Here is a 23,364-nt window from a genome sequence, read left to right on the forward strand (position 1 = left end):
GACCATGAACCATTCATTCTCCGGGCTCCCGCCCCGCTCCGGGCTGGGGCTCAAGACCGAGCACTTTCGTGAAGTGCTCGGTGCACAGCCGGACATCGGTTTCTTCGAAGTCCACGCCGAAAACTACATGGTGGCCGGCGGCCCGTTTCATCATTTTCTGGGGTTGATCCGCGAGCAGTATCCACTGTCGCTGCACGGCGTTGGCCTGTCCATCGGTGCCGAAGGTCCGCTCGATGGTCAGCACCTGCAAAGGCTGGCCGCGCTGATCGAGCGCTATCAACCCCACTCCTTTTCCGAACACCTGGCCTGGTCCAGCCATGGCCCGGTGTTTCTCAACGACCTGCTGCCCCTGGCCTACGATGCACCGACGCTGAACCGCGTCTGCGAGCACATCGATCAGGTGCAGAACACCCTCAAACGCCCGATGTTGCTGGAAAACCCGGCGACATACCTGGCGTTCCGGCACTCGACAATCGATGAAGCCGACTTCATCAGTGAAGTCATTCACCGCACCGGCTGCGGCCTGCTGCTGGACGTCAACAACGTCTACGTTTCCTGCATCAATCACCAAAAAGATCCGCTGGCCTACATCGACGCCCTGCCGCTGCACGCGGTGGGAGAGATTCATCTGGCGGGGTTTGCCGAAGACACCGACAGCCTCGGTGATCGTCTGCTGATCGACGATCACGGTGCGCCCGTCGATAACGCGGTGTGGGCGCTGTACTCGCGGGTGCTGGAGCGGGTCGGCCCGATCGCCACGTTGATCGAACGCGACAACCGGTTACCGGCCTTCAACGTGTTGCACGCCGAAGCCCGTCATGCCGATGAGTTGCTGCACCGCGCCGGGAGCCGGCCATGAGCACTCAAGCCGCTTTTGCCGCCGCCCTGCTCGATCCGCAACGGCCCTGCCCCGAGGGTGTGTTCAGTACCAACGGCGCCGATCCGGCCAGCCGTTTTGCGGTGTATCGCAACAATGTGCAGAGCTCGCTGATCGACGCCTTGGCCGACAGTTATCCGGTGATTGTGCAGTTGGTCGGTGATGAGTTTTTCCGGGCGATGGCGCGGCTGTATGTGCAGAGTTGCCCGCCGCAAAGCCCTCTCATCAACGACTATGGCAAGGACTTCGCCGAGTTCATCGACAGTTTTGAACCGGCAGCCAGCGTGCCTTATCTGGCCGACGTGGCGCGGCTGGAGCGCTTGCGCGTTCAGGCCTATCACGCCGCTGATGCGCAGCCTTTGGGCCATGAGCAGATCGCCGCCGTGCTGTCGGACCCACAGGCGCTGAGCGAACTGACTGTCGGGCTTCACCCCTCCTTGAATCTTCTGACTTCAGCCTTCGCTGTGGTCGCAATCTGGGCGGCGCATCAACAGGACGCGACGCTGGTCGGAATCGACCTCGACCACGGGCAAAACGCGCTGGTGTTGCGCAATGGACTGGAGGTTGAGGTTTTCGCCATCGACCATGGCGCCAGCACGTTCATTCGGAACCTGCGACTCGGCCAGCCCCTGAGCCAAGCATTGGAAAGCGTACCGGCCTTCGACCTCAGCCAAACCCTGGCCCTGCTGATCAGCCACAACGCCATCACCCATTTACACCACAACCAGGTATCGCCATGAACACCCACAACCCCATCGCCCGCGCCATCGCGCTGCTGGAAAAAATTCCCCACAGCCTGATCGCCTTTATCGCGCGTTTTTCCATTGCCGCGGTGTTCTGGAAGTCCGGGCAGACCAAGGTGGAAGGCCTGGCCATCGACTTGATCGACGGCACCTTTGAACTCGGCGTGCCAAGGCTGGCTGACTCGACCATTCCGTTATTCCAGAGCGAATATCACCTGCCGTTGCTCTCCCCGGAACTGGCGGCGCATCTGGCGGCCTTCGCCGAGCATTTCTTTCCGATACTGATCCTGATCGGCTTCGCCACGCGCTTTTCGTCCCTGGCGCTGCTGGGCATGACCCTGACCATTCAACTGTTCGTGTACCCCGATGCGTATCCAACCCACGGCACCTGGGCAGCGGTGTTGCTGTACTTGATGGCAACTGGACCTGGCAAGTTGTCGATCGATCGCCTGATTGCCCGGCGTTACGCCCGCTGATACCGACCTCAGAACTCCCATAAAGATTGTGTGGTGAGACGTTATCGTTGAAGACGATCCAACGCCTCGCCACTGCGCTTGAACCAACCGATCAAATAATCCGCCAGTACTTGAGTACGCTTAGGCAAACCGCCCTGATACGGATGCACCAAATACATCGGCATGCTGCGGGTTTGATAATCACGCAGGAGCCAGCGTAAACGTCCATCAGCCAATTCCTCTTGCAACAGATAGGACGGCAAACGCGCAATGCCCGCACCGGTCAGTGCAGCTTTCTTCAAGAGGTTGTAATGGTTGCTGGCGAACGGACCCGACACTCGCACCCGCGTTAACTCGTGCTGTTGGTGATAGAGCCATTCTTCGCGACCGCTGTAATGGCTGTTGAGCAGGCAGCGGTGTTCGGCCAAGGCCTGAGGCGTCAGCGGCTCCCCGAATCGCTCAAGATACGCAGGGCTGGCGCAGGTCATCTCGTGCCAGGCCAGCAGCGGTCGGGCGACCAGGCGTTCGTCGTTGGCCACTTCCGAGCGGATCGCCAGGTCGAAACCGTCCCGGGACAAGTCGCGGTAGTGGTTGTCGAGTTCCAGCTCGATCTGTACCTCGGGATACTGCCGGGAAAACTCCAGCAGTGCGCCATCAAAGAACGTTTCCCCCAATGAAACCGGCACCGTCATCCGCACCGGGCCGGCCATCTCGTCTTTCAGCCGCGCCAAGGCCTGACGCGCACGTTCCACTTGCACCACCAGCGCCTGTGCTTGCGGCAACAGCGCCGCACCCGCTGCCGTCAGGCTCAAGCGGCGAGTGGTGCGTTGCAGCAACACCACGCCAAAGCGCGTTTCCAGCAGGCTGATGCGCTTGGAGAGTTGCCCTTTGCTGCAACCCAGTTGCTGGGCGGCCAAGGTGAAACTGCCCGCCTCGATCAATACCGCGAACGCCGCCAGATCATCCATTTCGCTCATGGATTGTTTCCTTTTTAAAATCAAAGGTTGCCCATTAGCACGCTTATTAATAAAAAAAACCACACTAGACTTAAATTTAAATCCAACCCGTTTAAGGAACAGCACGATGAAAATTCTTTTGATTGGCGCCTCCGGCACTGTCGGTTCGGCCATTGACCATGAACTGTCCCAACGCCACAAAATCATTCGTATCGGCCGTAAAAGCGGTGATTTCCAGGTCGACATCAGTGACAGCGCCTCAATCCGCAAACTGTTCGAACAGACCGGCAACTTCGATGCGTTGATCTGCGCCGCCGGCAGTGTCAACTTCGTGCCGCTGGCCACCATGACCGCACAAGATTTCGAACTCGGCTTGCGCGACAAACTGATGGGCCAGGTCAACCTGCTGCTGATCGGCCGGGAATTCGCCAATGACGGTGCGTCATTCACCTTCACCACCGGCATCCTCAGCCACGATCCGATTCGTACCGGCAGCTCCGCGTCCCTGGTCAACGGCGCCCTCGACGCCTTTGTCCGTGCAGCGGCGATCGAACTGCCACGCGGCCTGCGCATCAACTCGGTCAGCCCGAACGTGCTGGTCGAAGCCATGGGCAGCTATGCGCCGTACTTCCGTGGTTTCAAACCGGTTCCCGCCGCCGACGTGGCGCTGGCCTACGCCAAAAGCGTGGAAGGCCTGCAGACCGGCCAGACCTACCGCGTCGGCTAACCGCCCCCCGTAGAGGCTGCCGAGAACATTGCAGGGTTGTGATGAACGGTCAGGCTGAGTAACGTGGCGACACTTGTCTGGAGACTCAAAGATGCGTGTTGCCCGTTCCCTGGTACTTGTTGCCCTGCTTCCGCTGTTCGCCGCTTGCCAGTTGCTCGACGGCCCGCGGCAAAGCGCCTCTCATGTAGGCCAGACCCGCATGCAGGGCCAATTGACGGCGGCCGACGGCAAGCTGCTGTTCCAGCCATGTAATGAGCAGCGCAGTTTTGTGGTCAATGACACCGGTGGCACCAGCATCCTGCAAGAGGCCGCGACCCTGGCCGATGATCAGGGCAAGCTGTTTGCCGATGTGCGCGGCCGGATCGTTGCCGGTGGTGCAGACAGCCAGCTCGATCTTGCGCAGTTGTACCGCGTCGAGCGCTCAGGCACGGCGTGCGACGATCCCAATTTCAAACAGCTGATCCTGCGCGCCGCCGGCCATGGCCCAGAGTGGAACGTCAAGGTCAGCGGCAAAGGCATGATCATCGACCGCGCCGGTCAGCCGCCCCTGGCCCTGCCGTACGTTGAAGAACAACTGGGCGATGGCCGCTTCAACCTCAGCACCGAAGCCAATAATCAGCGCATCGAGCTCTGGGTCGCGCCGCAACGTTGTGTCGACAGCAGCACCGGCAGCGTGCAGCACATGAGCGCGGAGTTGCGTATCGACGGCCAAGTGCAACGCGGCTGCGGGTATTTCGGCGGATCGCGTAACGACTGATCGTTTTAGCCTCACTGGAATCATCCTTTGAGGCTTATAATCGCGGGCTTCAAACGCCCTGGCGCAGTTGTGCGCCCCGCGAACCGGATCCCGTCATGTTACGAATCACCGAACTCAAGCTGCCAATCGACCATCCCGAAGAAGACCTGCGCCCTGCCATCGTGCAGCGCCTGGGCATCGCCAGTGATGACCTGCTCGATTTCACCTTGTTCAAGCGCAGCTACGATGCGCGCAAAAAGTCCTCCGAACTGTGCTTCATCTACACCATCGACCTCAACGTTCGCGATGAGGCGGCGGTGCTGCGCACATTCGCCGATGACCGTAACGTCAACGTGGCACCGGATGTCAGCTACAAAGTGGTCGGCCAGGCGCCGGCGGACCTGAGCCAGCGTCCGATCGTGGTCGGCTTCGGCCCGTGCGGGATCTTCGCCGGCCTGGTGCTGGCGCAGATGGGCTTCAAGCCGATCATCCTCGAACGCGGCACCGAAGTACGCCAGCGCACCAAGGACACCTGGGGCCTGTGGCGTAAAAGTGTGCTCAACCCCGAATCCAACGTGCAGTTCGGTGAAGGTGGCGCGGGGACGTTCTCCGACGGCAAACTCTACAGTCAGATCAAAGACCCGAAATTCCTCGGTCGCAAGGTGCTGCACGAGTTCGTCAAGGCCGGCGCGCCGGAAGAAATCCTCTACGTCAGCAAGCCGCACATCGGGACGTTCCGTCTGACCGGTGTGGTGGAAAACATGCGTGAGCAGATTCGCGCTCTGGGCGGCGAAGTGCGCTTCCAGCAGCGGGTTACCGATGTGCTGATCGACGGCGGCCAACTGGTGGGCGTCGAACTCCATGGCGGCGAACAGATCCATTCGAAGCACGTGATTCTGGCCCTCGGCCACAGCGCCCGGGACACCTTCCGCATGCTTCACGGCCGTGGCGTGTACATGGAAGCCAAGCCGTTCTCGGTGGGTTTCCGCATCGAGCACCCGCAGTCGCTGATCGACCGCGCGCGCCTGGGCAAATACGCCGGCCACCCGAAACTCGGCGCTGCCGACTACAAACTGGTGCACCACGCCAAAAACGGTCGTTCGGTCTACAGCTTCTGCATGTGCCCGGGTGGCACCGTAGTAGCGGCGACTTCCGAGCCGAACCGCGTGGTCACCAACGGCATGAGCCAGTACTCACGTAACGAACGCAACGCCAACTCCGGGATCGTCGTCGGCATCACCCCGGAAGTCGATTATCCGGGCGGCCCGCTGGCCGGCATCGAGTTGCAGGAACGCCTTGAATCCCACGCCTTTGTGCTGGGCGGCAGCAACTACGAAGCACCGGCGCAACTGGTCGGCGACTTCATTGCCGGCAAGCCGTCCACCGAATTGGGCAGCGTCGAGCCGTCCTACAAACCGGGCGTTGCCTTGGGTGATTTGGCCCTGGCCCTGCCGGCGTTCGCCATTGAAGCGATTCGCGAAGCCTTGCCGGCGTTCGAGAAGCAGATTCGTGGCTACTCGCTGCACGACGCCGTGTTGACCGGGATCGAGACTCGCACCTCCTCGCCGCTGCGGATTACCCGTAACGAGTCGATGCAGAGCCTGAACGTGAAGGGCTTGTTCCCGGCCGGTGAAGGCGCGGGTTATGCGGGCGGGATTCTGTCGGCGGGCGTCGACGGGATCCGCATCGCCGAAGCGGTGGCCCGAGACATCCTAGGCCTGGAGGCCTGACATGATCGTTCCCACGCTCCGCGTGGGAATGCAGCCAGGGACGCTCCGCGTCCCAAAAGCGGACGCAGAGCGTCCGGTGAGGCATTCCCACGCAGAGCGTGGGAACGATCATCGGGTCAGATATTGGCGCGCAACACCGTCGCTGGCAGCGGCTCGCCGCGTTCGACGCTGGCCGCCACGGCATCCATCAAACCACTCAACTCATACCCCTGGGCCTTGAGCCAGGCCTGATCATAATAGGTATCGGCATAGCGCTCGCCGCCATCGCACAGAATCGCCACGATCGACCCCGATTCCCCCGCCGCCACCATCTGCTGGGCCGCCATCAAGGCGCCGATCAGGTTGGTCCCGCTCGATCCGCCAACCCGTCGCCCCAAACGTTGCGCCAGATAATGCATGGCCGCCAGCGACAACGCGTCCGGCACCTTGACCATTGCATCGATGACCTTGGGCAGGAACGAAGCTTCCACTCGCGGCCGTCCAATGCCTTCAATCCGTGAACCGTGATCGAGGCGCAGACTGGCGTCGCCGGTCTTGTAGTAATCGAAAAACACCGAACGCTCGGCATCGGCACACAGCACGCGGGTGCAATGCTGGCGATAGCGCACGTAACGGCCCAGTGTCGCGGTGGTGCCGCCGGTGCCAGGGCTGGAAATCAGCCAGCTCGGTTCCGGGTGCTGCTCGAAGCGCATCTGATGGAAGATCGATTCGGCGATGTTGTTGTTCGCCCGCCAGTCGGTGGCGCGCTCAGCGTAGGTGAACTGGTCGATGAAATGCCCGTCGTGTTCATGAGCCAGGCGTTCGGACTCAGCGTAAATCTGCGTCGGATCCTCCACCAGATGGCTCTTGCCACCGTAGAAAGCGATTTGCGCGATCTTTTCCTTGGACGTGCTCGCGGGCATCACGGCAATGAACGGCAAACCCAGCATACTGGCGAAGTACGCCTCGGAAATCGCCGTCGAACCGCTGGATGCTTCAATCACCGGCGCACCGGGTTTGAGCCAGCCGTTACACAGCGCATAGAGGAACAACGAACGGGCCAACCGATGTTTCAGGCTGCCGGTGGGATGGCTCGATTCATCCTTGAAGTACAACTCGATGCCCGGCAACCCCGGCAGCGGCAAAGGGATCAGGTGGGTGTCGGCGCTACGCTGGAAGTCGGCTTCGATGATCCGGATGGCTTCGCGGGACCACTGTCGGTTGTCGCTCATGGTGGTTTTCTCGTTGAATCGGGCAAGAGTCGGCCTTGTCGCAAGGCTCAGCCCACAAGCTTAGGAAAAAACCTACATCACGCACAGATACAGCTGAGGTCCAATACGTCCGGCAACTGCTAGGCTCAGGCCTTTGCTGACCGTCCACGTTGTAACGACATATAACAAAAAAGAATATAACTTTTGTTTTAACAACTAACGGTACGGGTTAGGGTGTGTCACCTTTTGAATTCATCGATGGAGAGCGACCTTGCCTCTGCGTAGCACGTTCACGCGTTTCTTTCAGTTGGAAGCTGCCAGCGGTCTGTTATTGATCGCCGCGGCTGTCCTCGCCTTGGTCATCAACAACTCATCGTTGTCGTGGCTCTATAGCGGTCTGCTGGACACCCCCGTGGTGGCGCAGATCGGCGCGCTGAAGATCGCCAAGCCGCTGCTGCTGTGGATCAACGACGGTCTGATGGCCCTGTTCTTCCTGTTGATCGGCCTGGAAGTGAAGCGCGAAGTCCTCGACGGCCAACTGTCGAAACCCTCGCAAATCGTCCTGCCCGGCGCGGCGGCGATTGGCGGCATGGTGGTGCCAGCGCTGATCTACTGGTTTTTGAACCGTGACAACCCGACCGCACTGAGTGGCTGGGCCATCCCGACGGCCACCGACATTGCCTTCGCCCTCGGCGTACTGGCCCTGCTGGGTAAACGCGTGCCGGTGTCGCTGAAACTGTTCCTGATGACCCTGGCGATCATCGATGACCTGGGCGCAATCATCATCATTGCGATCTTCTATTCCGGCGCGCTGTCGACCTTGTCCCTGGCATTGGCCGCAGCCTGCATCGCGGCCTTGATCGGGATGAACCGACTCGGTGTGGTCAAGCTCGGGCCGTACATGATCATCGGGCTGATCCTTTGGGTCTGCGTACTCAAGAGTGGCGTGCATGCGACGCTGGCAGGTGTGACCCTGGCCTTCTGCATTCCACTGCGCACGAAAAACGCAGAGCCTTCGCCGTTGCTGACCCTGGAACATGCCCTGCATCCGTGGGTGGCCTACGGCATCCTGCCGCTGTTTGCCTTCGCCAACGCCGGCCTGTCCCTGAGCGGCGTGACCGTCGAAAGCTTTACCCACGACGTGCCGATGGGCATTGCTGTGGGCCTGCTGCTGGGCAAGACCGTCGGTGTTTTCGGCCTGACCTGGCTGGCGGTAAAAATCGGCATCGCCGCCCTGCCCCAAGGCGCCAACTGGGGCCAGATCATGGGGGTGGCGATCCTCTGCGGTATCGGTTTCACCATGAGTTTGTTTGTCGGTTCCCTGGCCTTCGTGCCCGGCGCCAGTGAGTACGCCGGGATGGACCGCATGGGGATTTTGACCGGCTCGATCCTGGCGGCATTGATCGGTTATGCAGTGACGGCGGCGGCAAGTCGCAAGAGCGCTGCGCTGCCGGCCCTGAAACCCAGAGAACAATCCCTGTAATCTTCAGGATTCGTCCTACAGCCACGATTAGTCGCGTTCGTTAACGTCGTGCAACCCCTTTATCAGGGGTTGCCGATGGACGAGCGAAAGGACAATCAGTGGCTGGCCACAAGGACATCCCCCGGGTGCAAAACCCACCGTCAGGTGACGGGCATCACGTCACTCACCGATTCATGACGGCCACCGAATTGGCCGAGCGTGATGCCAGACAAAACGCCTACGACGCCATGCTCACGCGGCAGCAGGCCTTCGAAGACAGCGTTCTGGTCCCGACGAAAAAGGACGACGTTGTCCGCGCGGGATGCGTGTTCGCCAAGTCCTGCAAACTGCCTGATGCAATCATCGACTACACGAATCCCTCAGGGATGGTGCCCACCGACAGCCTGAAGGATTACGGCGAACTGGTTCTACTCGGCGCTCGTGAGGCCGATGAAGCCGGTGTTGTACCCCTTAAGAAAATCAGCGGCACGGCCATTCCGGCGGGTTTTGGCAGCTTCGCCCTAGGTGGCTCAGCGTTCGCCGCATTACCCGCCGTCGCCGTCAGCACCGCTGCGGCAACCTTGGCAGGCCTGGTGGCCCTGGTCATACCGTCGAGCCTTGGTGACAGCTCGCTTTACACCGAAGAACAACTGCGTTCCCTTAAACAGGCCCGCACCCGCGTACGCCTCAGAGTCGAGCAACAGGCTGACGGCAGCCTCAAGGGATACGGCTTCTACACCGGCAAAAACCGTGACTGGGAAATGGTTGATGTCGTGCAGTTCACCTTGCGCGGCGGTCAGCAAATGGCTGACCTTGGGGACGGCGTTGAGCTGATATGGACACCAGCCGAGGACGGTTCAGAAATTCTCGGCATCCCCGCTTTGGAATCTGCGCCACAAGCGCCGCACATCTGGGTTTACCCGCCGACGAAGGCAGCTGACAGCATCATCGTCAATCCAGTTTATCCGCCTGAGTACAAGGATTTCATTCTTGTGTTTCCGGCGGATTCGGGGGTGTTGCCGGTTTATATTGTGGTGAGTGTTGCGGACCACAAATATCATCCGGCGCCAAACGGGCTTACCGCTTTTCCTGATGCGACGAAAGCAAACCGTAAGACTTCAGTTAAAGGCGGCGGGGGCCTTAGAAGACGATGGAAAACCCCAAAAGGGATAATTTTTGAATGGGACTCGCAGCATGGAACTGTCGAGATGTACAACAAGCGTGGTCGTCATCTCGGTGAATATGATCCTGCTACTGGCGAACAAACCAAACCCGCGGACAACACTAGGAATGTGGAACCATGATTTATGTCATAGAGGTCTTCGACAAAGAAACCGAGCTCCTCGTATTCGAAGAAGAGTTACCGAGCGGATACGACCAGGAGATAAAAGTAATAATGGGATGGACGGCAGAACAACAAGGATGGGAGGGATATAACCTCACGAACGAACAGCTCGATGCCCTGGAAGGAATACTGGGGAAGAAAATTTATGACCCTGCATATCTCTTTCAACTCAGCTGCAACGTCTAGATACAGCCGCATTTGATCGTCCCCACGCTCCGCGTGGGAATGCCGCCGGGGACGCTCTGCGTTCCGCTGGCGACGCCAGGCTTGAGTCCTGCGCACTGGTGACGCGGAGCGTCACGAGATGCATTCCCACGCGGAGCGTGGGAACGATCAGACATAACTGAAAACAGCAGACACAAAAAACCCCGACCAGTCACCTGATCGGGGTTTTCTTTTACCTTTCGTTCCCGCTTAGTGCGAAACGCGACTGGTCCCACCCACAGTGGAAATCCGCACACGCTCACCCACGCGGAACACTTCGTTTGGCTGAACTTCCTGCACGTAGGCGCGCATGCTGCCATCGTCTTCGCGCACGGTGATTTCAACGCCTTGAGTACGGGTCAGGCCTTCTTCGGCAGCCGAGCCCACCAGGCCACCCGCTACAGCGCCGATGACCGCTGCAACGATGCTGCCGCGACCGCCGCCGACGGCGCTACCGCCCACGCCACCCACGGCTGCACCCGCGAGGCCGCCAATAGGCGTTTTGGTGCCTTCGATTTTCACCGGACGCAGGGCTTCGATGGTGCCCATGCGAATCGTCTGCACGCGACGCGCTTCGTCACGGGAGTAGGAGTCACCGGTCAGGCTCGATTGGCAACCGGAGAGCAACATCGCCATCGTGGAAAAGGAAGCAACCAGCAAAACAGACTTACGCATAGCATCAAACTCCATAGGACAGGTATCCATTAAACTCCGCAGCTTGACGCCTGTCACGGCATCGCCCGGATAAAATTGGTTTCATTCAGGCCTGGTACAGGCACTTTTCGAACTCACCACACAGTAGCGTCACATTACGAAATCTGCGCCGCTGACCCAAGGATTATCATGGATTACTTCATCATTGTCGTCACGACCGCCGCCGGTTTGTACTTCCATTGGTGGTTGTACGTGCGGATCAAACGCTGGATGGACCGCGATCTGGCGTTGTCACTGGCGGGTAAAGACGAACAAAAAAGAGCCTTCATGCTCCAGCAACTGGCGAACGCTCAAGCGCAGAAGATCAAGCGTCGGGACCTGCCGCAGTGGCTTGAGGCCGCTGCGGCGGGCTATTCCAATCGGTAGACCGTTTACGGCGCCAAGCGTTCACGAACCCAGTCGGCGCCCTGCAATCGGTAGTTGAGGCGATCGTGCAGACGGCTCGGACGGCCCTGCCAGAATTCGATGCGCTCCGGTAGCAAGCGATAACCGCCCCAGTGTTCAGGACAGTGAGGCTGAGTGTCGCTGAAACGCTGCTCGGTGTCCTTGAGCAGCGCTTCCAGTTCGGCGCGATCGGCGATCACCCGGCTCTGGGGCGACGCCCAGGCACCGAGACGACTGCCCAGAGGACGAACCTGATAGTAGGCGTCGGACTCTTCAGGCGTGACCTTCACCACCCGCCCCTCGATGCGCACCTGGCGCTCCAGGGCCGGCCAGAAGAACGTCATGGCCGCAAATGGATTGGCTGCCAATTGCTGACCCTTGTCGCTCTCGTAGTTGGTGAAGAACGTAAAGCCCTGCTCGTCCAGGCCCTTGAGCAGCAGAATGCGGCAATGCGGCCGACCGTCCTGGTCGACGGTGGCCAGCGTCATGGCATTCGCCTCCACCGGCACCTGCTCGGTTTTCACCGCATCGGCGAACCACTGATGAAACAGCGCAAACGGCTCGGCCGGGGCTTGCGCCTCGGTCAGGCCATCTCGGGTGTAGTCGCGACGCATATCTGCCAAGGGCCGGGTCATGGCGCATTCCTTTTGGTTAACGAATCACTTCTTTGTGGCATCGGTGGCGGTGGCGCTCTTCGAATCGACAGCGGCTTTGGCTGGCGCGGTCTTTTTCGCGGGTGCCTTTTTGGCTGGAGCCTTGGCTGCCACCTTCTTGGCCGGTGCCTTTTTCTTCGACGAGGCAGCCGTTTTTTTCGCAGCCGGTTCCGTGGTCACAGGCTTGGCCACTGGCTTGACGTCTTGCGCGACGACTTTGGTTACCGGTGCCGGAGCCGGCATATTGTACTTGCTCAGCAATGCGGCCATGGTGTTTTGCGGCGTCAACAACAGCTCGACGCGACGGTTCAAGGCACGACCTTCAGCACTGTCGTTGGCGGCACGCGGTGCCTCACCGCCCATGCCGCGCAGCATCAGGCGATCACGCTGCAGACCGCTGAGACGGAAAATCGCTGCCACCGCCTGGGCGCGCTCCTGGCTCAGTTTCACGTTGGCCGGTGCGGCACCCGACGTATCACTGTGGCCGAGTACCAGCACGGCAGTCTTTGGATCGGCTTCGAGGATTTTCGCCACACGGGTGAACGGAGCGAGGGTCACCGGCAGCAGCATGGCCGGACGGTCAGGGTTGAACGAGCCTTCTACCGGAGCCGTGACGACCAGCACGTTTTCACGGCGCTCAAGTTGCAGGTTGCTGCCCTTGATCGCTTCGCGCAGGCGCGGTTCGTAGTCGTCGAGCCAGGCTTGGGTGATTTTCGGATCGGGCATCGGCACGGCTGCTTTGGCGGTGCTGGTGCTCTGCTCCTTGCCGCCGAACGGCCACCACCATTTGCCACCGGCATCGGCTTCAGCCTTGGCGACGGGTGCTGTGGCAGCAGGTTTCAGGGGCGCCGGGGCCGGGGCGGGTTCTTTAGTCGCGACCTTGTCGGAAGAACCGAACGGCCACCAGCTGCTGCCACCTGCGGCATCATTTTGTGGGGTTTGTGCACAACCGGTGATAGCGAAGCACAGGGCCAGGGCGAGGGTTTTATTGGACGACATTGGGTATCCACAAAATGAGGTAATTAAAAGTCAGACCGGGTTGACCCCGGCCAAAACTGACGCTTTGAAACCACAAAAGCTTTCGGGTTCCGGCCCTGGCCCCCTTAAGCGTGATTTACAGACAAGTGGCCAGTACGCGCACAAGTTTTTGGGCTCGTGGATCCATCAAGACGTACGGCCCCAGGGTATTTGTCACAAAGCCGAAGGCCACATCATGCTCCGGATCAGCAAAACCGACGGACCCGCCAGCGCCCGGGTGACCGAACGCCCGAGGGCCGAGGCCGTAGGTGGCGTTGGGGACGTCCGGTTGATCGAGCATGCAACCCAGGCCGAAGCGGGTCCGGGTCAATAAAGTCTTGTCTTCGCCGACGCTGTGTTCGCGGGTCAGCTCGTCGAGCATTTCGCTTTCCAGCAGGCTGCCATCGAGCAGACCGGCGTAGAAACCGGCCAGGCTGCGAGCGTTGCCATGACCGTTGGCGGCCGGCTGCTGCATGCGCCGCCATTCCGGTTTGTTGGTGCTGGTCATGATTGAAGGCGGGTTGGTGAAGGCCCGGGTAGTCATGGCCGTCGGTTCACGCATGGTTACCTGCAGCAAGCGCTGGGCCGCGGCATCGCCGACGTTGCCTTTACCACGGGCGATGTGCGCCACTCGATGGAACTCTTTGTCGGCAAGGCCGACGTGGAAATCCAGCCCCAAAGGCTTGGCAACCCGTGCCACGATGGACTCGCCCGGCCCACGACCATCGGCGCGACGCAACAATTCACCGACCAGCCAGCCATAGGTGATCGCCGCATAACCGTGACCTTCGCCCGGCGTCCACCACGGAGCTTCGGCGGCCAGGGCATCGACCATGGTCTGCCAGTCGTAAAGCGCTTCGGGGGGCAGCAACTCGCGCAGGGCCGGCAGACCAGCCTGATGGCAGAGCAATTGGCGCAGCGTCACGGATTCCTTGCCAGCGGCGGCAAACTCGGGCCAGTAGCGGGCGACCGGGGCATCGAGTTGCAGCTTGCCCTCAGCCACCAATTGCAGCGCCGTCACGGCGGTGAAGGTTTTGGTGCAGGAGAACAGGTTGGCGATGGTGTCGCTGTGCCAGGCCTCATGGCCGTCCTTGTCGGCGGTACCGGCCCAAAGGTCGAGGACGGTTTCACCACCGATCCGGATGCACAACGCCGCGCCACGTTCCTGAGGATCGTCGAACAGCGCTGCAAACGCTTCACGCACCGCTTCGAACTTAAGCTCGTAATGACCCTGAATCTGCACCCGCAACTCTCCCGGAAAAACGCTCTACAAAGTGGCCCGCATTGTTCCAGCCCTTGAGGGATTTGGGAACAGGGTTGGGCCGGGTGGTCGCCCGGTTATGGAAATGATCGGAAATTTATAGTGCCTATACCGACGCCTTCGCGGGCAAGCCTCGCTCCTGCAGGGATTGCGCATTACCTGTAGGAGCGAGGCTTGCCCGCGAAGAACGATAACGCGGTCTCAGATATTAATGCCCATTTGCGGAATGCCCACCCGCATGGCCAGCGCCCTTGCCCGGGCCTTTGCCTGCCTCGCCTTTCCTGCCGCCCTCGACATCGTGACTGGCTTTATCCGCCTCAGCACTGGCCTTCTCCGCCTCTTTGCCAAGCTGATCGATGATCTGCAGATTGCTTTTACGCACACTGTCGACAAAGCCCTGGAACGGCAAATCGGTAATGCCCACCAGACCGAAGTGCCCGTTCTCGCCATCCAGCAGACGACCGGTCACCGGTTGATCGAGGTACTGGAACCAGTGCACCCCGACAATCGACGGTTCGCTCATCGCCTGTTTGAGGAAGTGGGCGTAGGCCGGGCCACGATCTTCTTCCTTCGCCAGTTGCGTCACGCCGCCCCAGAACGGGCCGCGATCCGCCGAGCCGACGTTGAACTCGGTGATCAGCACCGGTTTGTCCAGGCTGCGCAGTTTGGCGAAGTCGTAACCGTCCTGGGGTTGCAGGGTGTACATGTTGAAGCTCAACACGTCGCAGTATTGCGCGCAGGACTCGACCGCTTCGGGGGTGCTGATGGCAAAGCGGCCACCCAGCAGTAACTGGTTCGGCGCGTGCCATTTGAGCGAATCGGATACGGTCTTGAAGTAGGTGTCGGCGAAGACCTTCTGGAAGTATTTGAAGTCGGCTTCGATTTCCGGGTGTTCGGCGTTCGGCTCCGGCGGCACGAAGCCCGGGTCTTCCATCAATTCCCAGGCCGGCAGATCAATGCCCCAGGCTTTCGACAGCCCCGCCTGGTTGCGGTACTTGTCGCGCAGTTGCTTGAGGAAGGCGCGTTTGGCCGGAACATCAGTGGTCATTTTCAAGGTGCCGTAGGCCAGCGCATAGCGGGCCTTCGGGTCATCGCCGGGACCGGCCCAGGCCAGTTCGTTGTCAGCGAAGTAACCGATCAGCCACGGATCGTCGCGATGGTCGCGGGCGGCGATGGCCACGGCGCGTTCGGTGGCCATGGCAAAACGTGGATCGAACGGGTCAGGCATGCCGCCCCACCAATCGGTGCCCGTGCTAATGCTGGCGTAATCGCCGACGATCGACAGCGGCAAGGTGTACGGCACACGGTCTGCGTTGCCCAACACCGGTGCGCTCCAGTTGCCGAGGGTGTTGAAACCCCAGGCTTGCAGGCGATCGAGGGTATGACTGGCCCAGCGTTGTTCGTTGAACGCCACTTTGCACGGTTCGACGGCCGTTTGCGCGGCCGCTTTTTCGACTGTCGCCTCAACCGCATCGGCCTTGGCTGCTTCGGCAACACCGGCCTTGGTGTCGCTGCCCGGTGCGCAAGGGTCGCCATACAGACGCTGCAGGTTGGCACCATAGAAATCGTACCAACGACCGCCATTGTAGGCTCGGCCCTGATCGGCACCGTTGCCGCCACGGTTATCGCCTTCGCCATAGTGACTGGCCAGGGGTTCGTCGGGTTTGGGCAGGGACTCGAACATCCACTCGCGCCCGGCGACGTAGGTCTGGTTGACACTCGGGGTCACGGTGTTGACGCCGAGGGAATAGAACGGATGCCCTTCCGGAGTCACCAGGTACCAGCGACCGTCACGCTTTTCCGTGCGGAAAAAGCCGCTGGCCTTGAACACCGGGCCTTTATTCAAGCCGCCGAACTTGTCCAGGGAGGCCTTCTCACGCTCGGCCAGCCAGGCTTTCAGTTGTTGCTGTTCTTTGCCGGCGGCAGATTTCAGTTGCTCGTCGCTGCCGATCTTTTCCGGCCATTTGGCCCGGGTCGATTGACCGTAAGCGTCCACTAGGCCGCTATAAGCGGCTTTGGTCACGGCCTCGCCGTCCTGCACGCCGAAGCGCTCGAGCAGAATGCTTTGGGCGACTTTCGGCTGATCCATCGACAAGGTCACCGACACCACCTGGCTGCGATCCAGTTCACCGGTGCTGCTGGCCAGCAGTACGCGCTGCCCTTCGAAGTTGATCGGCATCGGCGGGCCGGCTTTCATGCCCTGGCTCAACGGCGAACTCGGCTGCAGCGGTACCAGTAAAGTCTGCGCCGGGCCGGCCGGCAGATCGACACGGCTGACCAAAGTCTTGCCGTCGTTGCTCTGGATTTTCACGTACAGGGTCACGGCCCAGTTCATCGCGCTCTGGATCCGCAAGCTCATGACGCCCGACTGCGACCAGTCCCAGGCACCGGTCTGCGGTGTCAGGCGCAAGGTCGGCTGGGCAGCCGGGTTGAAGGTCACGCGGCGCAGCACTTCGCCTTCGGCCGTTTGCTCCGCGTTGGATTGCGGCAGGCTGGCGTCCTGGGTCGCCACCTGAACCACGTCGGCGGGACGCACAAAGTTGAACAGCGTCTGCTGGCCGGCAGGGGCCGCCAGCAAAGGGGCTGCGAACATCAAGGCAAAAACAGCGGGCAACGAACGGCGAATCATAAGAACGTGGTTCTCCCTAACGACCATCAATGGGCCAGTGGAAAGGCAGTGGCAGTGAGGTAGACAACGCGGTGGGCAAATTTGCCCACCGGCGCATCAGGAAATTTCACGACGAAATGGCGGCAACGCATTGAGAATAGCTTTGCCGTAGCGCTGCGTGACCAAACGACGGTCAAGCAAGGTGATGGTGCCGCGGTCTTCTTCGGTTCGCAGCAGGCGACCGCAGGCCTGGACCAGTTTCAGCGAGGCGTCCGGCACGGAGATTTCCATGAACGGATTGCCGCCACGGGCTTCGATCCACTCAGCCAGCGCGGCTTCGACCGGATCGTCGGGCACCGAGAACGGAATCTTGGCGATCACCACGTGTTCGCAGTAGGCACCGGGCAAATCCACGCCTTCGGCAAAACTCGCCAGGCCGAACAGCACGCTGGAATCCCCGCCATCGACCCGCGCCTTGTGCTTGTTCAGGGTTTCCTGCTTCGACAGATTGCCTTGAATGAACACTTGCTTGCGCCAGTCGCGATCCAGCCCGTCGAACACGTCCTGCATCTGTTTGCGCGAGGAGAACAGCACCAGGGTGCCACGGGAGCCCTCGACCAGTTCCGGCAAGTCGCGAATGATCGCCGCGGTGTGAGCCGGCGCATCGCGCGGGTCGGCTTTCAGGTCCGGCACCCGCAGCACACCGGCGTCGGCATGATGGAACGGGCTCGGGACCACGGCAGTCACGGCGGTTTTAGGCAGGCCGGCGCGCATGCGGAAACGGTCGAAGGTGCCAAGGGCGGTCAGGGTCGCCGAGGTCACCAGCGCCCCGTAAGCCACGTTCCACAGGTTGCGCCGCAGCATTTCCGCCGCGAGGATCGGGCTGGCATTGACCTCGATGTCGAACAGCGAGCCGCTTTCGGCCAGGGTCAGCCAACGGGCCATGGGCGGGTTGTCTTCCGGGTCTTCGACGGTGAAGGCGGTCCACAACTCCCAGTTGCCCGAAGAACGCGACAACAGGCTACCGAACAGCGGATACCACTCTTCGGCCTGGTTGCTGGCGATGCCAATGTTGACCTCGCCGTCCATGCCTTCCTTGAGCAGTTCGGTGAGCCGGGTGAACAGATCGGTCAGCCGGGCGAAGCCCTTTTTCAGCTCGATGCCCATTTCGCGCATGTGTTCGGGAATCACCCCGCCGACGAAGCGGTGACGCGGTCGCTCGCGACCTTCGACGTCTTCGCCGGGCTTGAAGTCGGCAACCTGCTCACAGGCACTGAACATGAACTGCTGCTGGGTCTTGATCTCCCGGGCCAGTTCCGGCACCTGCTCGATCAACTTGCCCAGATCGCCCGGCAACGGGTGCTGGGCGAGCAATTTGGTGAGGTTCTTGGCGGTGGTTTCCAGCCAGTCGGCGGTAGAGCGCAGACGTGTGTAATGGGCGAAATGGCCGATGGCCTTGTCCGGCAAGTGATGGCCTTCGTCGAACACGTAGATCGTGTCGCGCGGGTCCGGCAGAACCGCGCCGCCACCGAGGGCCAGGTCGGCCAGGACCATGTCGTGGTTGGTGACGATCACATCGACCTTGCCCATGCCTTCGCGGGCCTTGTAGAAGGCGCACTGCCCGAAGTTGGGGCAATGACGGTTGGTGCACTGGCTGTGATCAGTGGTCAGGCGCGCCCAGTCGGCGTCTTCCAGCGCCGTCGACCAACTGTCGCGGTCACCGTCCCACTTATTGCCGGCAAGCTTCTCGATCATGCTGGTGAACAGCTTCTGACTGGCCTCATCGACCTCGATCTTGAAGCCTTCTTCCTCGAACAACTGCGCGGTGGCGGTTTGCGCGTGACCTTCCTGGAGCAACATGTCGAGCTTGGACAGGCACATGTAGCGCCCCCGCCCCTTGGCCAGGGCGAAGCTGAAGTTCAGCCCGCTGTTGCGCATCAGGTCGGGCAAATCCTTGTAGACGATCTGCTCTTGCAGGGCCACGGTGGCCGTGGCGATCACCAGACGCTTGCCGGCGGCCTTGGCAGCGGGGATCGCCGCCAGGCTGTAGGCCACGGTTTTGCCAGTACCGGTGCCGGCTTCCACCGCGACAATCGCGGGGTCGCCACTGCGCCGGCCTTCGTCGTCGGTGTCGATGTCACCGAGGACTTTGGCAATTTCGGCGATCATCAGGCGTTGGCCGTAGCGCGGCTTGAGGCTCTTGGCTTCGAGAAAACGCGAGTAGGCGCCCTGGATCGTGGTTTTGAGTTCGGTGCTGATCATGGATTGTCGGGCGCAAAAACGCTGGATAAATTTTCAGTAGTTGGGATCGGCCGCTATCATACCCCGCTAATTAATCCCGCGCAGAACGGAGTACCCCAATGACACCTTTTGGCATCGTTTATACCCTGCATGTCCTGGCCGCCCTGGTGTGGGTCGGCGGCATGTTTTTCGCCTGGATGGTCCTGCGCCCCGCGGCGATGAAGGCGCTGGAAGGCCCTGCCCGGTTGAAGCTGTGGGTGGAAGTGTTTCAAGGTTTTTTCCGCTGGGTCTGGGTCGCGGTGGTGCTTTTGCCGATCAGCGGTGTGGGCATGATTCATTTGCAGTTCGCCGGGTTCGAAGCGGCGCCGCGGTATGTGCAGGTGATGATGGGATTGTATGTGGTGATGACGGCGCTGTTCATCCGGATTCAGGCGTTGCTGCTGCCGGAATTGCGCACGGCTGTGGAGGCTCAGGATTGGCCGACAGGTGCGGCGACGCTGGGCAAGATTCGCCGGTTGGTGGGGATTAATCTGATGGTCGGGTTGGCGCTGGTGGCGATTGCTGCGGCTCGGCCGTGATCGTTCCCACGCTCTGCGTGGGAATGCCTCAAGGGACGCTCCGCGTCCAGTGACGCGGAGCGTCACGGGCTGCGTTCCCACGCAAAGCGTGGGAACGATCATTTCAGAAACTGCTTACAACCGCTGAATGCTCACTGAACCCGCTGCCCCGGCCGGCCCTGGCTGGCCGTCGACACCGGGGCGACCGCTCTTGCCGCCGTCGGCTTTATAGACAATGCAGCCCTTGGCCTTGCCGCCCGCCCCCGGTTTGCCACCCGGTCCGGCTGCGCCACCGACCCCGCCCGCTACCTCGACCTTGATCTGCTCCGCTGGATAGTCACGTGGCACTTCCAGCCGAACCAGCGCCCCCGGCGCACCTGGCTGGCCGTCGCTGCCGTCACTGCCATCGAAACCGCGACCGGCCTGGCCCCAGGTGCAACCCGGTGCTTGACCGTTGGCCCCGTCGAGGCCGACAAAACCCGGGGCGCCTGCGCCACCGCGAGCGTCTACCAACAATTGCGGCGCCTTCAGCGCTTTGATCTGCAAATTCAGATTGCGCCCGGAGCGGGCAGCCTTGAGATAAGTCCCGGGGGCGCCCCGCGCGGTGATCTGGCTGCCTTCGGCCAACTCGGCCCGGCTGACATTCAATGCCAGCGCCTGTTCGCTCGGCACAATGGCGATCCGCGCTTCACGTCCCAGATGCAGCTCGCCAACCGTCACTTCGGTCACGTTCGAGGGAATCAGCAAGGTGCCGTAATCGGCGACTTCCAGTCGTTCCAGTTGCAAGGAACTGGCGGTGTTGGGCAAGCGCATCAGCGAGTTGGTTTCAACACTCACCACCTGAGCGCAGGCCAATGGGCTGATGAGTGCGGCGAGCAGACAGAGTTTACGCATGGGAAGCCTTCGCAGTGGCCGGGGCCGGAATGGTTTGCAGGTGGAAAACGCCGAAAAAGACAATCTTCAGGCGATCACGCCAGGGGTGGGCTCGACCTTTGAGGCTGCGGTTGCAGAACACTAGCTCCAGAAGATGAGCCAGCGCCAACAGGCTGCCGGCCAGATTGACCAACAGGTGCAGTGGATGAACAAACGGTATGAGCAGATTGACCAGCACCACCAACCAGAACAGCAGGGTCAACAACTTCCCCAGCCCCCAAAACACCTTCATACGCTCCCCCGTCGAGAATTATTATTTGCACGCACAGTAACGGCTTACACGCGGGATAAGCCAGAGGGCAACGGAAAATTCTTCCGAAAGGCATCGAATGGCCGCCGGATCAACCTTGATGGCCCTCCGACAGCTCTATCACGGGCCTCTTGATCATGGAGCCTAGCGATTGATGTGCAACTCCACACGACGGTTTTTTGCCCGCCCTTCTTCCGTGTCGTTGTCGGCTACCGGCTGGGTTTCGCCCCGTCCTTCGCTGGTGAGTTTGTTCGGCGCCAGCCCCCGGCTCAACAGGTAGGCCGCCACGCTGCTGGCACGACGTTCCGACAGCTTCTGGTTATAGGCGTCCGAACCCTGACTGTCGGTATGGCCGACGACCTTGACGCTCACCACATCGGCGCTCTGCAATTTGGGCATCAACGAATCCAGCTCGCTGCGCGCCTCGGGCGTCAGGTCGGATTTGTTGTACGCGAACAACACATTACTGCTCAGGGTGATGACTTCGGATACCGGCGGTTCAGCAGGTTTTACGCTGGCCGGATATTGCGGCAGCGGGCAACCGTGATGTTCGACAGGTGTATTGGCAGGCGTATCGGGGCAGCGATCGCGTCGATCGAAAACACCGTCACCGTCTTCATCCCCATCCTGGGCGTAACAGATCAAGCCACCGGTCAAGATACCGAGCGCCGCTCCTCCCGCTGCCCAACCGCCACTTTCGATCGCGCCCAAACCACCACCGACCAGTCCACCAATAACACTGCAGATCGGCCAGGTACGTTGATTCAAGGGGGCGGTGCCATCGCTGTGAGTCGCGCAGCCGGTCAGAAGGCTGCCAAGCAGCAGAACCGGCAAGACGGTCCTTGTGAGAACGCTCATTGTGAATGCTCCTGTGTCACCGGCCCATACCGGTCACACAGGAGTAAAGACCCGCATCCGCGACTGTACAAGCCGCGGAGTACAAGGGGTTTAGCGGTCGATTTTGATTTCCGTACGCCGGTTCAGCGCACGGCCGTCAGCGGTTTTGTTATCGGCCACCGGCTGGCTTTCACCGGCACCGGTCACAGACACGAAACTGCTCCGTGGCACGCCTTGGGAAATCAGGTACTCCACCACCGAATGGGCGCGTTTGTCCGACAGTTTCTGGTTGTATTTATCGCTGCCGACGCTGTCGGTATGACCGGTCACGGTCAGCCGGGCGCTGGAGGATTCCTGTTTCAGGCGTGTGGCAACGGTGTTGAGTACCTCTTTATCGGCCGGGGTGAGCTTGGACGAGTCGAACTGGAAGTGAACATCACGGATAACGATGACTTCTTCCTTGACCACCGCCTTCTCTTCGACCACCGGCGCAGGCGCGGGTGGAGGGCAGCCGTCGGCATCGACACGCACGCCTCTAGGCGTGTGCGGGCACTTGTCGCGGCTGTCCGGCACGCCATCGCCGTCTTCGTCGCCATCGCCATGCACCCAGCAATAAGCCGCTGCCGTGCCGCCGACCAGCAGCGCGCCATAGCCCGCCCATGACGAGCTCTCGGTCGCACCGAGGCCCGCACCGACGACACCACCGACAGCCGCACAGGTCGGCCAGTCGGTTTTCTGCAAACCTGCGCAACCAGTCAACACACTGGTTAGCAGAACCAAAGGTAATGCTGTCCGAACTATGCTCATCTAGTTTTCTCCTGAGGGATCGGCTAAGAACCGATTCAGGGAGTAAAGACTGGAGTTTTAATCTCCGCCAGCAATAGGCCATTGCTGTTTTGCCCCATGTTCACGGAAGATCGGCGCTTTTTGTTTAAACCCGCTCTGCAAGACACGTTAGTCTTGGCGTTCTGATTGAGGATTTTCGATGATTGCAGGTATTTCTTCGCGCACGCCCCAGCAGGCGTTGGCCGCTTTGCTTGATCGTTACGCCCCGGCACGTCTGTTGCTGATTGGCGCCAGTGAGTTCCCCGCGCTCGAGGCGTTCAAACTCGCGCACCCGGAGAGCATCGTCGCCTTTGCCGCGCCCGGGCCACTGCCGGCCGAACTAGCGGCGCAGCGGTTTGATCTGGCGCTGGTGGTCGATTGCCTCGAACACTTGCCCAAGCGCGACGGCCTGAATCTGCTCGGCGGAATACGCAACCTCAATGCCAGTCGCATTGCGGTGCTGGCCGACTTGCCGGCCAGCGGTTGGCAGGAGACGGATTTTTTCTCCCTGGCCTTACAAGCCAGCGAACGCTTCCAGCGTGACGATCAAGTGTTGACGCTGTTTACCTACGATCTGCTTGACTACAAACAGGTGCCCGACTGGCTCAATTCACGCTTCTGGGCCAATCCGGAAAACTTCGGGAAATACTGGTGGTAAC

The 23,364-nt window shown here is 60.8% G+C and carries 24 protein-coding genes; 12 read left to right on the forward strand and 12 right to left on the reverse strand.

Annotated elements, in window-relative coordinates:
* The first annotated feature begins 4 nt into the window (after positions 1 to 4).
* From bufB to PMI21_RS20655, 3 genes are read left to right on the forward strand one after another with little or no spacing between them, the layout of a single operon-like run.
* Positions 5 to 859 (forward strand): MNIO family bufferin maturase, encoded by an 855-nt coding sequence (gene bufB, locus PMI21_RS20665; protein WP_007935863.1) that lies wholly within the window; start codon positions 5 to 7, stop codon positions 857 to 859.
* Positions 856 to 1,617 carry an HvfC/BufC N-terminal domain-containing protein gene (locus PMI21_RS20660; protein ID WP_007935865.1) on the forward strand — a complete coding sequence of 254 codons (762 nt, stop codon included), beginning with the start codon at positions 856 to 858 and terminating at the stop codon, positions 1,615 to 1,617. The genes bufB and PMI21_RS20660 overlap by 4 nt, the downstream gene beginning before the upstream one ends.
* On the forward strand, positions 1,614 to 2,096 hold the full coding sequence (locus tag PMI21_RS20655) for a DoxX family protein (protein WP_007935866.1): 483 nt from the start codon (positions 1,614 to 1,616) through the stop codon (positions 2,094 to 2,096). The genes PMI21_RS20660 and PMI21_RS20655 overlap by 4 nt, the downstream gene beginning before the upstream one ends.
* A 41-nt stretch (positions 2,097 to 2,137) precedes the next feature.
* Here PMI21_RS20655 and PMI21_RS20650 read toward each other — a convergent pair whose 3' ends face one another.
* The gene (locus tag PMI21_RS20650; protein WP_007935867.1) at positions 2,138 to 3,052 is read right to left on the reverse strand and encodes a LysR family transcriptional regulator; all 915 of its coding nucleotides are present in this window, start codon (positions 3,050 to 3,052) and stop codon (positions 2,138 to 2,140) included.
* 106 nt (positions 3,053 to 3,158) lie between these two features.
* On the opposite strand from PMI21_RS20650, the gene PMI21_RS20645 reads away from it, so the two are divergent.
* From PMI21_RS20645 to PMI21_RS20635, 3 genes are all read left to right on the forward strand, one after another.
* Positions 3,159 to 3,758, forward strand: coding sequence for a short chain dehydrogenase (locus PMI21_RS20645; RefSeq protein ID WP_007935868.1), 600 nt, complete (start codon positions 3,159 to 3,161; stop codon positions 3,756 to 3,758).
* 91 nt (positions 3,759 to 3,849) lie between these two features.
* On the forward strand, positions 3,850 to 4,515 hold the full coding sequence (locus PMI21_RS20640; protein ID WP_007935869.1) for a COG3650 family protein: 666 nt from the start codon (positions 3,850 to 3,852) through the stop codon (positions 4,513 to 4,515).
* 95 nt (positions 4,516 to 4,610) lie between these two features.
* Positions 4,611 to 6,224 carry an NAD(P)/FAD-dependent oxidoreductase gene (locus PMI21_RS20635; protein ID WP_007935879.1) on the forward strand — a complete coding sequence of 538 codons (1,614 nt, stop codon included), beginning with the start codon at positions 4,611 to 4,613 and terminating at the stop codon, positions 6,222 to 6,224.
* Positions 6,225 to 6,340: 116 nt separating this feature from the next.
* On the opposite strand, the gene PMI21_RS20630 is transcribed toward PMI21_RS20635, so the two are convergent.
* A complete protein-coding gene (locus tag PMI21_RS20630) occupies positions 6,341 to 7,435 on the reverse strand; it encodes a PLP-dependent cysteine synthase family protein (RefSeq protein ID WP_007935887.1) in 1,095 nt (364 codons plus the stop codon).
* 250 nt (positions 7,436 to 7,685) lie between these two features.
* Here PMI21_RS20630 and nhaA point away from each other — a divergent pair, with 250 nt between their 5' ends.
* The 3 genes from nhaA to PMI21_RS20615 all read left to right on the forward strand — a co-directional run bounded on the left by nhaA (position 7,686) and on the right by PMI21_RS20615 (position 10,407).
* On the forward strand, positions 7,686 to 8,897 hold the full coding sequence (nhaA, locus tag PMI21_RS20625) for a Na+/H+ antiporter NhaA (RefSeq protein ID WP_007935894.1): 1,212 nt from the start codon (positions 7,686 to 7,688) through the stop codon (positions 8,895 to 8,897).
* Between the two features lie 98 nt (positions 8,898 to 8,995).
* The gene (locus PMI21_RS20620; protein ID WP_007935896.1) at positions 8,996 to 10,180 is read left to right on the forward strand and encodes a colicin E3/pyocin S6 family cytotoxin; all 1,185 of its coding nucleotides are present in this window, start codon (positions 8,996 to 8,998) and stop codon (positions 10,178 to 10,180) included.
* Positions 10,177 to 10,407, forward strand: a complete 231-nt coding sequence (locus PMI21_RS20615) for a DUF7683 domain-containing protein (protein WP_007935902.1) — start codon at positions 10,177 to 10,179, stop codon at positions 10,405 to 10,407. Before PMI21_RS20620 ends, PMI21_RS20615 begins: the two co-directional genes overlap by 4 nt.
* Before the next feature lie 228 nt (positions 10,408 to 10,635).
* Here PMI21_RS20615 and PMI21_RS20610 read toward each other — a convergent pair whose 3' ends face one another.
* Entirely contained in the window at positions 10,636 to 11,100 is a 465-nt protein-coding gene (locus tag PMI21_RS20610; RefSeq protein ID WP_007935903.1) for a glycine zipper 2TM domain-containing protein, read from the reverse strand.
* 168 nt (positions 11,101 to 11,268) lie between these two features.
* Between PMI21_RS20610 and PMI21_RS20605 the strand changes: the two genes are divergently transcribed.
* The gene (locus PMI21_RS20605) at positions 11,269 to 11,505 is read left to right on the forward strand and encodes a hypothetical protein (protein ID WP_007935904.1); all 237 of its coding nucleotides are present in this window, start codon (positions 11,269 to 11,271) and stop codon (positions 11,503 to 11,505) included.
* Between the two features lie 5 nt (positions 11,506 to 11,510).
* Here PMI21_RS20605 and pdxH read toward each other — a convergent pair whose 3' ends face one another.
* From pdxH to dinG, 5 genes are all read right to left on the reverse strand, one after another.
* Complete coding sequence (pdxH, locus tag PMI21_RS20600) at positions 11,511 to 12,158, reverse strand: pyridoxamine 5'-phosphate oxidase (RefSeq protein WP_007935906.1); 648 nt, start codon at positions 12,156 to 12,158, stop codon at positions 11,511 to 11,513.
* A gap of 24 nt (positions 12,159 to 12,182) precedes the next feature.
* Positions 12,183 to 13,175 carry an OmpA family protein gene (locus PMI21_RS20595; protein WP_007935907.1) on the reverse strand — a complete coding sequence of 331 codons (993 nt, stop codon included), beginning with the start codon at positions 13,173 to 13,175 and terminating at the stop codon, positions 12,183 to 12,185.
* A gap of 115 nt (positions 13,176 to 13,290) precedes the next feature.
* Entirely contained in the window at positions 13,291 to 14,436 is a 1,146-nt protein-coding gene (locus PMI21_RS20590; RefSeq protein WP_007935909.1) for an EstA family serine hydrolase, read from the reverse strand.
* 226 nt (positions 14,437 to 14,662) lie between these two features.
* A complete protein-coding gene (locus PMI21_RS20585; protein WP_007935911.1) occupies positions 14,663 to 17,083 on the reverse strand; it encodes a beta-galactosidase in 2,421 nt (806 codons plus the stop codon).
* 96 nt (positions 17,084 to 17,179) lie between these two features.
* Positions 17,180 to 19,324 carry an ATP-dependent DNA helicase DinG gene (gene dinG / locus PMI21_RS20580; RefSeq protein ID WP_007935913.1) on the reverse strand — a complete coding sequence of 715 codons (2,145 nt, stop codon included), beginning with the start codon at positions 19,322 to 19,324 and terminating at the stop codon, positions 17,180 to 17,182.
* 98 nt (positions 19,325 to 19,422) lie between these two features.
* Between dinG and PMI21_RS20575 the strand changes: the two genes are divergently transcribed.
* A complete protein-coding gene (locus tag PMI21_RS20575; protein ID WP_007935919.1) occupies positions 19,423 to 19,881 on the forward strand; it encodes a CopD family protein in 459 nt (152 codons plus the stop codon).
* 114 nt (positions 19,882 to 19,995) lie between these two features.
* Here the strand turns inward: PMI21_RS20575 and PMI21_RS20570 are convergent, their stop codons facing one another.
* From PMI21_RS20570 to PMI21_RS20555, 4 genes are all read right to left on the reverse strand, one after another.
* Positions 19,996 to 20,754, reverse strand: coding sequence for a collagen-like triple helix repeat-containing protein (locus PMI21_RS20570; RefSeq protein WP_007935928.1), 759 nt, complete (start codon positions 20,752 to 20,754; stop codon positions 19,996 to 19,998).
* Positions 20,747 to 21,025 (reverse strand): DUF1145 domain-containing protein, encoded by a 279-nt coding sequence (locus tag PMI21_RS20565; RefSeq protein ID WP_019580953.1) that lies wholly within the window; start codon positions 21,023 to 21,025, stop codon positions 20,747 to 20,749. Before PMI21_RS20565 ends, PMI21_RS20570 begins: the two co-directional genes overlap by 8 nt.
* Before the next feature lie 162 nt (positions 21,026 to 21,187).
* Positions 21,188 to 21,901: an OmpA family protein gene (locus PMI21_RS20560; protein WP_007935931.1), complete on the reverse strand. Its 714-nt coding sequence runs from the start codon at positions 21,899 to 21,901 to the stop codon at positions 21,188 to 21,190.
* Between the two features lie 90 nt (positions 21,902 to 21,991).
* Complete coding sequence (locus tag PMI21_RS20555) at positions 21,992 to 22,687, reverse strand: OmpA family protein (RefSeq protein ID WP_007935934.1); 696 nt, start codon at positions 22,685 to 22,687, stop codon at positions 21,992 to 21,994.
* Between the two features lie 178 nt (positions 22,688 to 22,865).
* On the opposite strand from PMI21_RS20555, the gene PMI21_RS20550 reads away from it, so the two are divergent.
* Positions 22,866 to 23,363: a DUF6231 family protein gene (locus PMI21_RS20550; protein WP_007935935.1), complete on the forward strand. Its 498-nt coding sequence runs from the start codon at positions 22,866 to 22,868 to the stop codon at positions 23,361 to 23,363.
* Position 23,364 lies beyond the last annotated feature (1 nt).

Origin of the sequence: Pseudomonas sp. GM18, assembly GCF_000282195.1 — a bacterium.
Classification (GTDB): Bacteria; Pseudomonadota; Gammaproteobacteria; order Pseudomonadales; family Pseudomonadaceae; genus Aquipseudomonas.

Bases quoted from the DNA above. Each gene is read 5' to 3' on its own strand.
- PMI21_RS20635 (WP_007935879.1), top strand. From the start codon at position 4,611: ATGTTACGAATCACCGAACTCAAGCTGCCAATCGACCATCCCGAAGAA.
- PMI21_RS20605 (WP_007935904.1), top strand. From the start codon at position 11,269: ATGGATTACTTCATCATTGTCGTCACGACCGCCGCCGGTTTGTACTTC.
- PMI21_RS20565 (WP_019580953.1), bottom strand. From the start codon at position 21,025: ATGAAGGTGTTTTGGGGGCTGGGGAAGTTGTTGACCCTGCTGTTCTGG.
- PMI21_RS20660 (WP_007935865.1), top strand. From the start codon at position 856: ATGAGCACTCAAGCCGCTTTTGCCGCCGCCCTGCTCGATCCGCAACGG.
- PMI21_RS20610 (WP_007935903.1), bottom strand. From the start codon at position 11,100: ATGCGTAAGTCTGTTTTGCTGGTTGCTTCCTTTTCCACGATGGCGATG.
- PMI21_RS20595 (WP_007935907.1), bottom strand. From the start codon at position 13,175: ATGTCGTCCAATAAAACCCTCGCCCTGGCCCTGTGCTTCGCTATCACC.
- PMI21_RS20555 (WP_007935934.1), bottom strand. From the start codon at position 22,687: ATGAGCATAGTTCGGACAGCATTACCTTTGGTTCTGCTAACCAGTGTG.
- bufB (WP_007935863.1), top strand. From the start codon at position 5: ATGAACCATTCATTCTCCGGGCTCCCGCCCCGCTCCGGGCTGGGGCTC.
- pdxH (WP_007935906.1), bottom strand. From the start codon at position 12,158: ATGACCCGGCCCTTGGCAGATATGCGTCGCGACTACACCCGAGATGGC.
- PMI21_RS20560 (WP_007935931.1), bottom strand. From the start codon at position 21,901: ATGAGCGTTCTCACAAGGACCGTCTTGCCGGTTCTGCTGCTTGGCAGC.
- PMI21_RS20645 (WP_007935868.1), top strand. From the start codon at position 3,159: ATGAAAATTCTTTTGATTGGCGCCTCCGGCACTGTCGGTTCGGCCATT.
- PMI21_RS20630 (WP_007935887.1), bottom strand. From the start codon at position 7,435: ATGAGCGACAACCGACAGTGGTCCCGCGAAGCCATCCGGATCATCGAA.
- PMI21_RS20650 (WP_007935867.1), bottom strand. From the start codon at position 3,052: ATGAGCGAAATGGATGATCTGGCGGCGTTCGCGGTATTGATCGAGGCG.
- PMI21_RS20655 (WP_007935866.1), top strand. From the start codon at position 1,614: ATGAACACCCACAACCCCATCGCCCGCGCCATCGCGCTGCTGGAAAAA.
- PMI21_RS20585 (WP_007935911.1), bottom strand. From the start codon at position 17,083: ATGATTCGCCGTTCGTTGCCCGCTGTTTTTGCCTTGATGTTCGCAGCC.
- PMI21_RS20615 (WP_007935902.1), top strand. From the start codon at position 10,177: ATGATTTATGTCATAGAGGTCTTCGACAAAGAAACCGAGCTCCTCGTA.
- PMI21_RS20575 (WP_007935919.1), top strand. From the start codon at position 19,423: ATGACACCTTTTGGCATCGTTTATACCCTGCATGTCCTGGCCGCCCTG.
- PMI21_RS20550 (WP_007935935.1), top strand. From the start codon at position 22,866: ATGATTGCAGGTATTTCTTCGCGCACGCCCCAGCAGGCGTTGGCCGCT.
- PMI21_RS20640 (WP_007935869.1), top strand. From the start codon at position 3,850: ATGCGTGTTGCCCGTTCCCTGGTACTTGTTGCCCTGCTTCCGCTGTTC.
- PMI21_RS20570 (WP_007935928.1), bottom strand. From the start codon at position 20,754: ATGCGTAAACTCTGTCTGCTCGCCGCACTCATCAGCCCATTGGCCTGC.
- dinG (WP_007935913.1), bottom strand. From the start codon at position 19,324: ATGATCAGCACCGAACTCAAAACCACGATCCAGGGCGCCTACTCGCGT.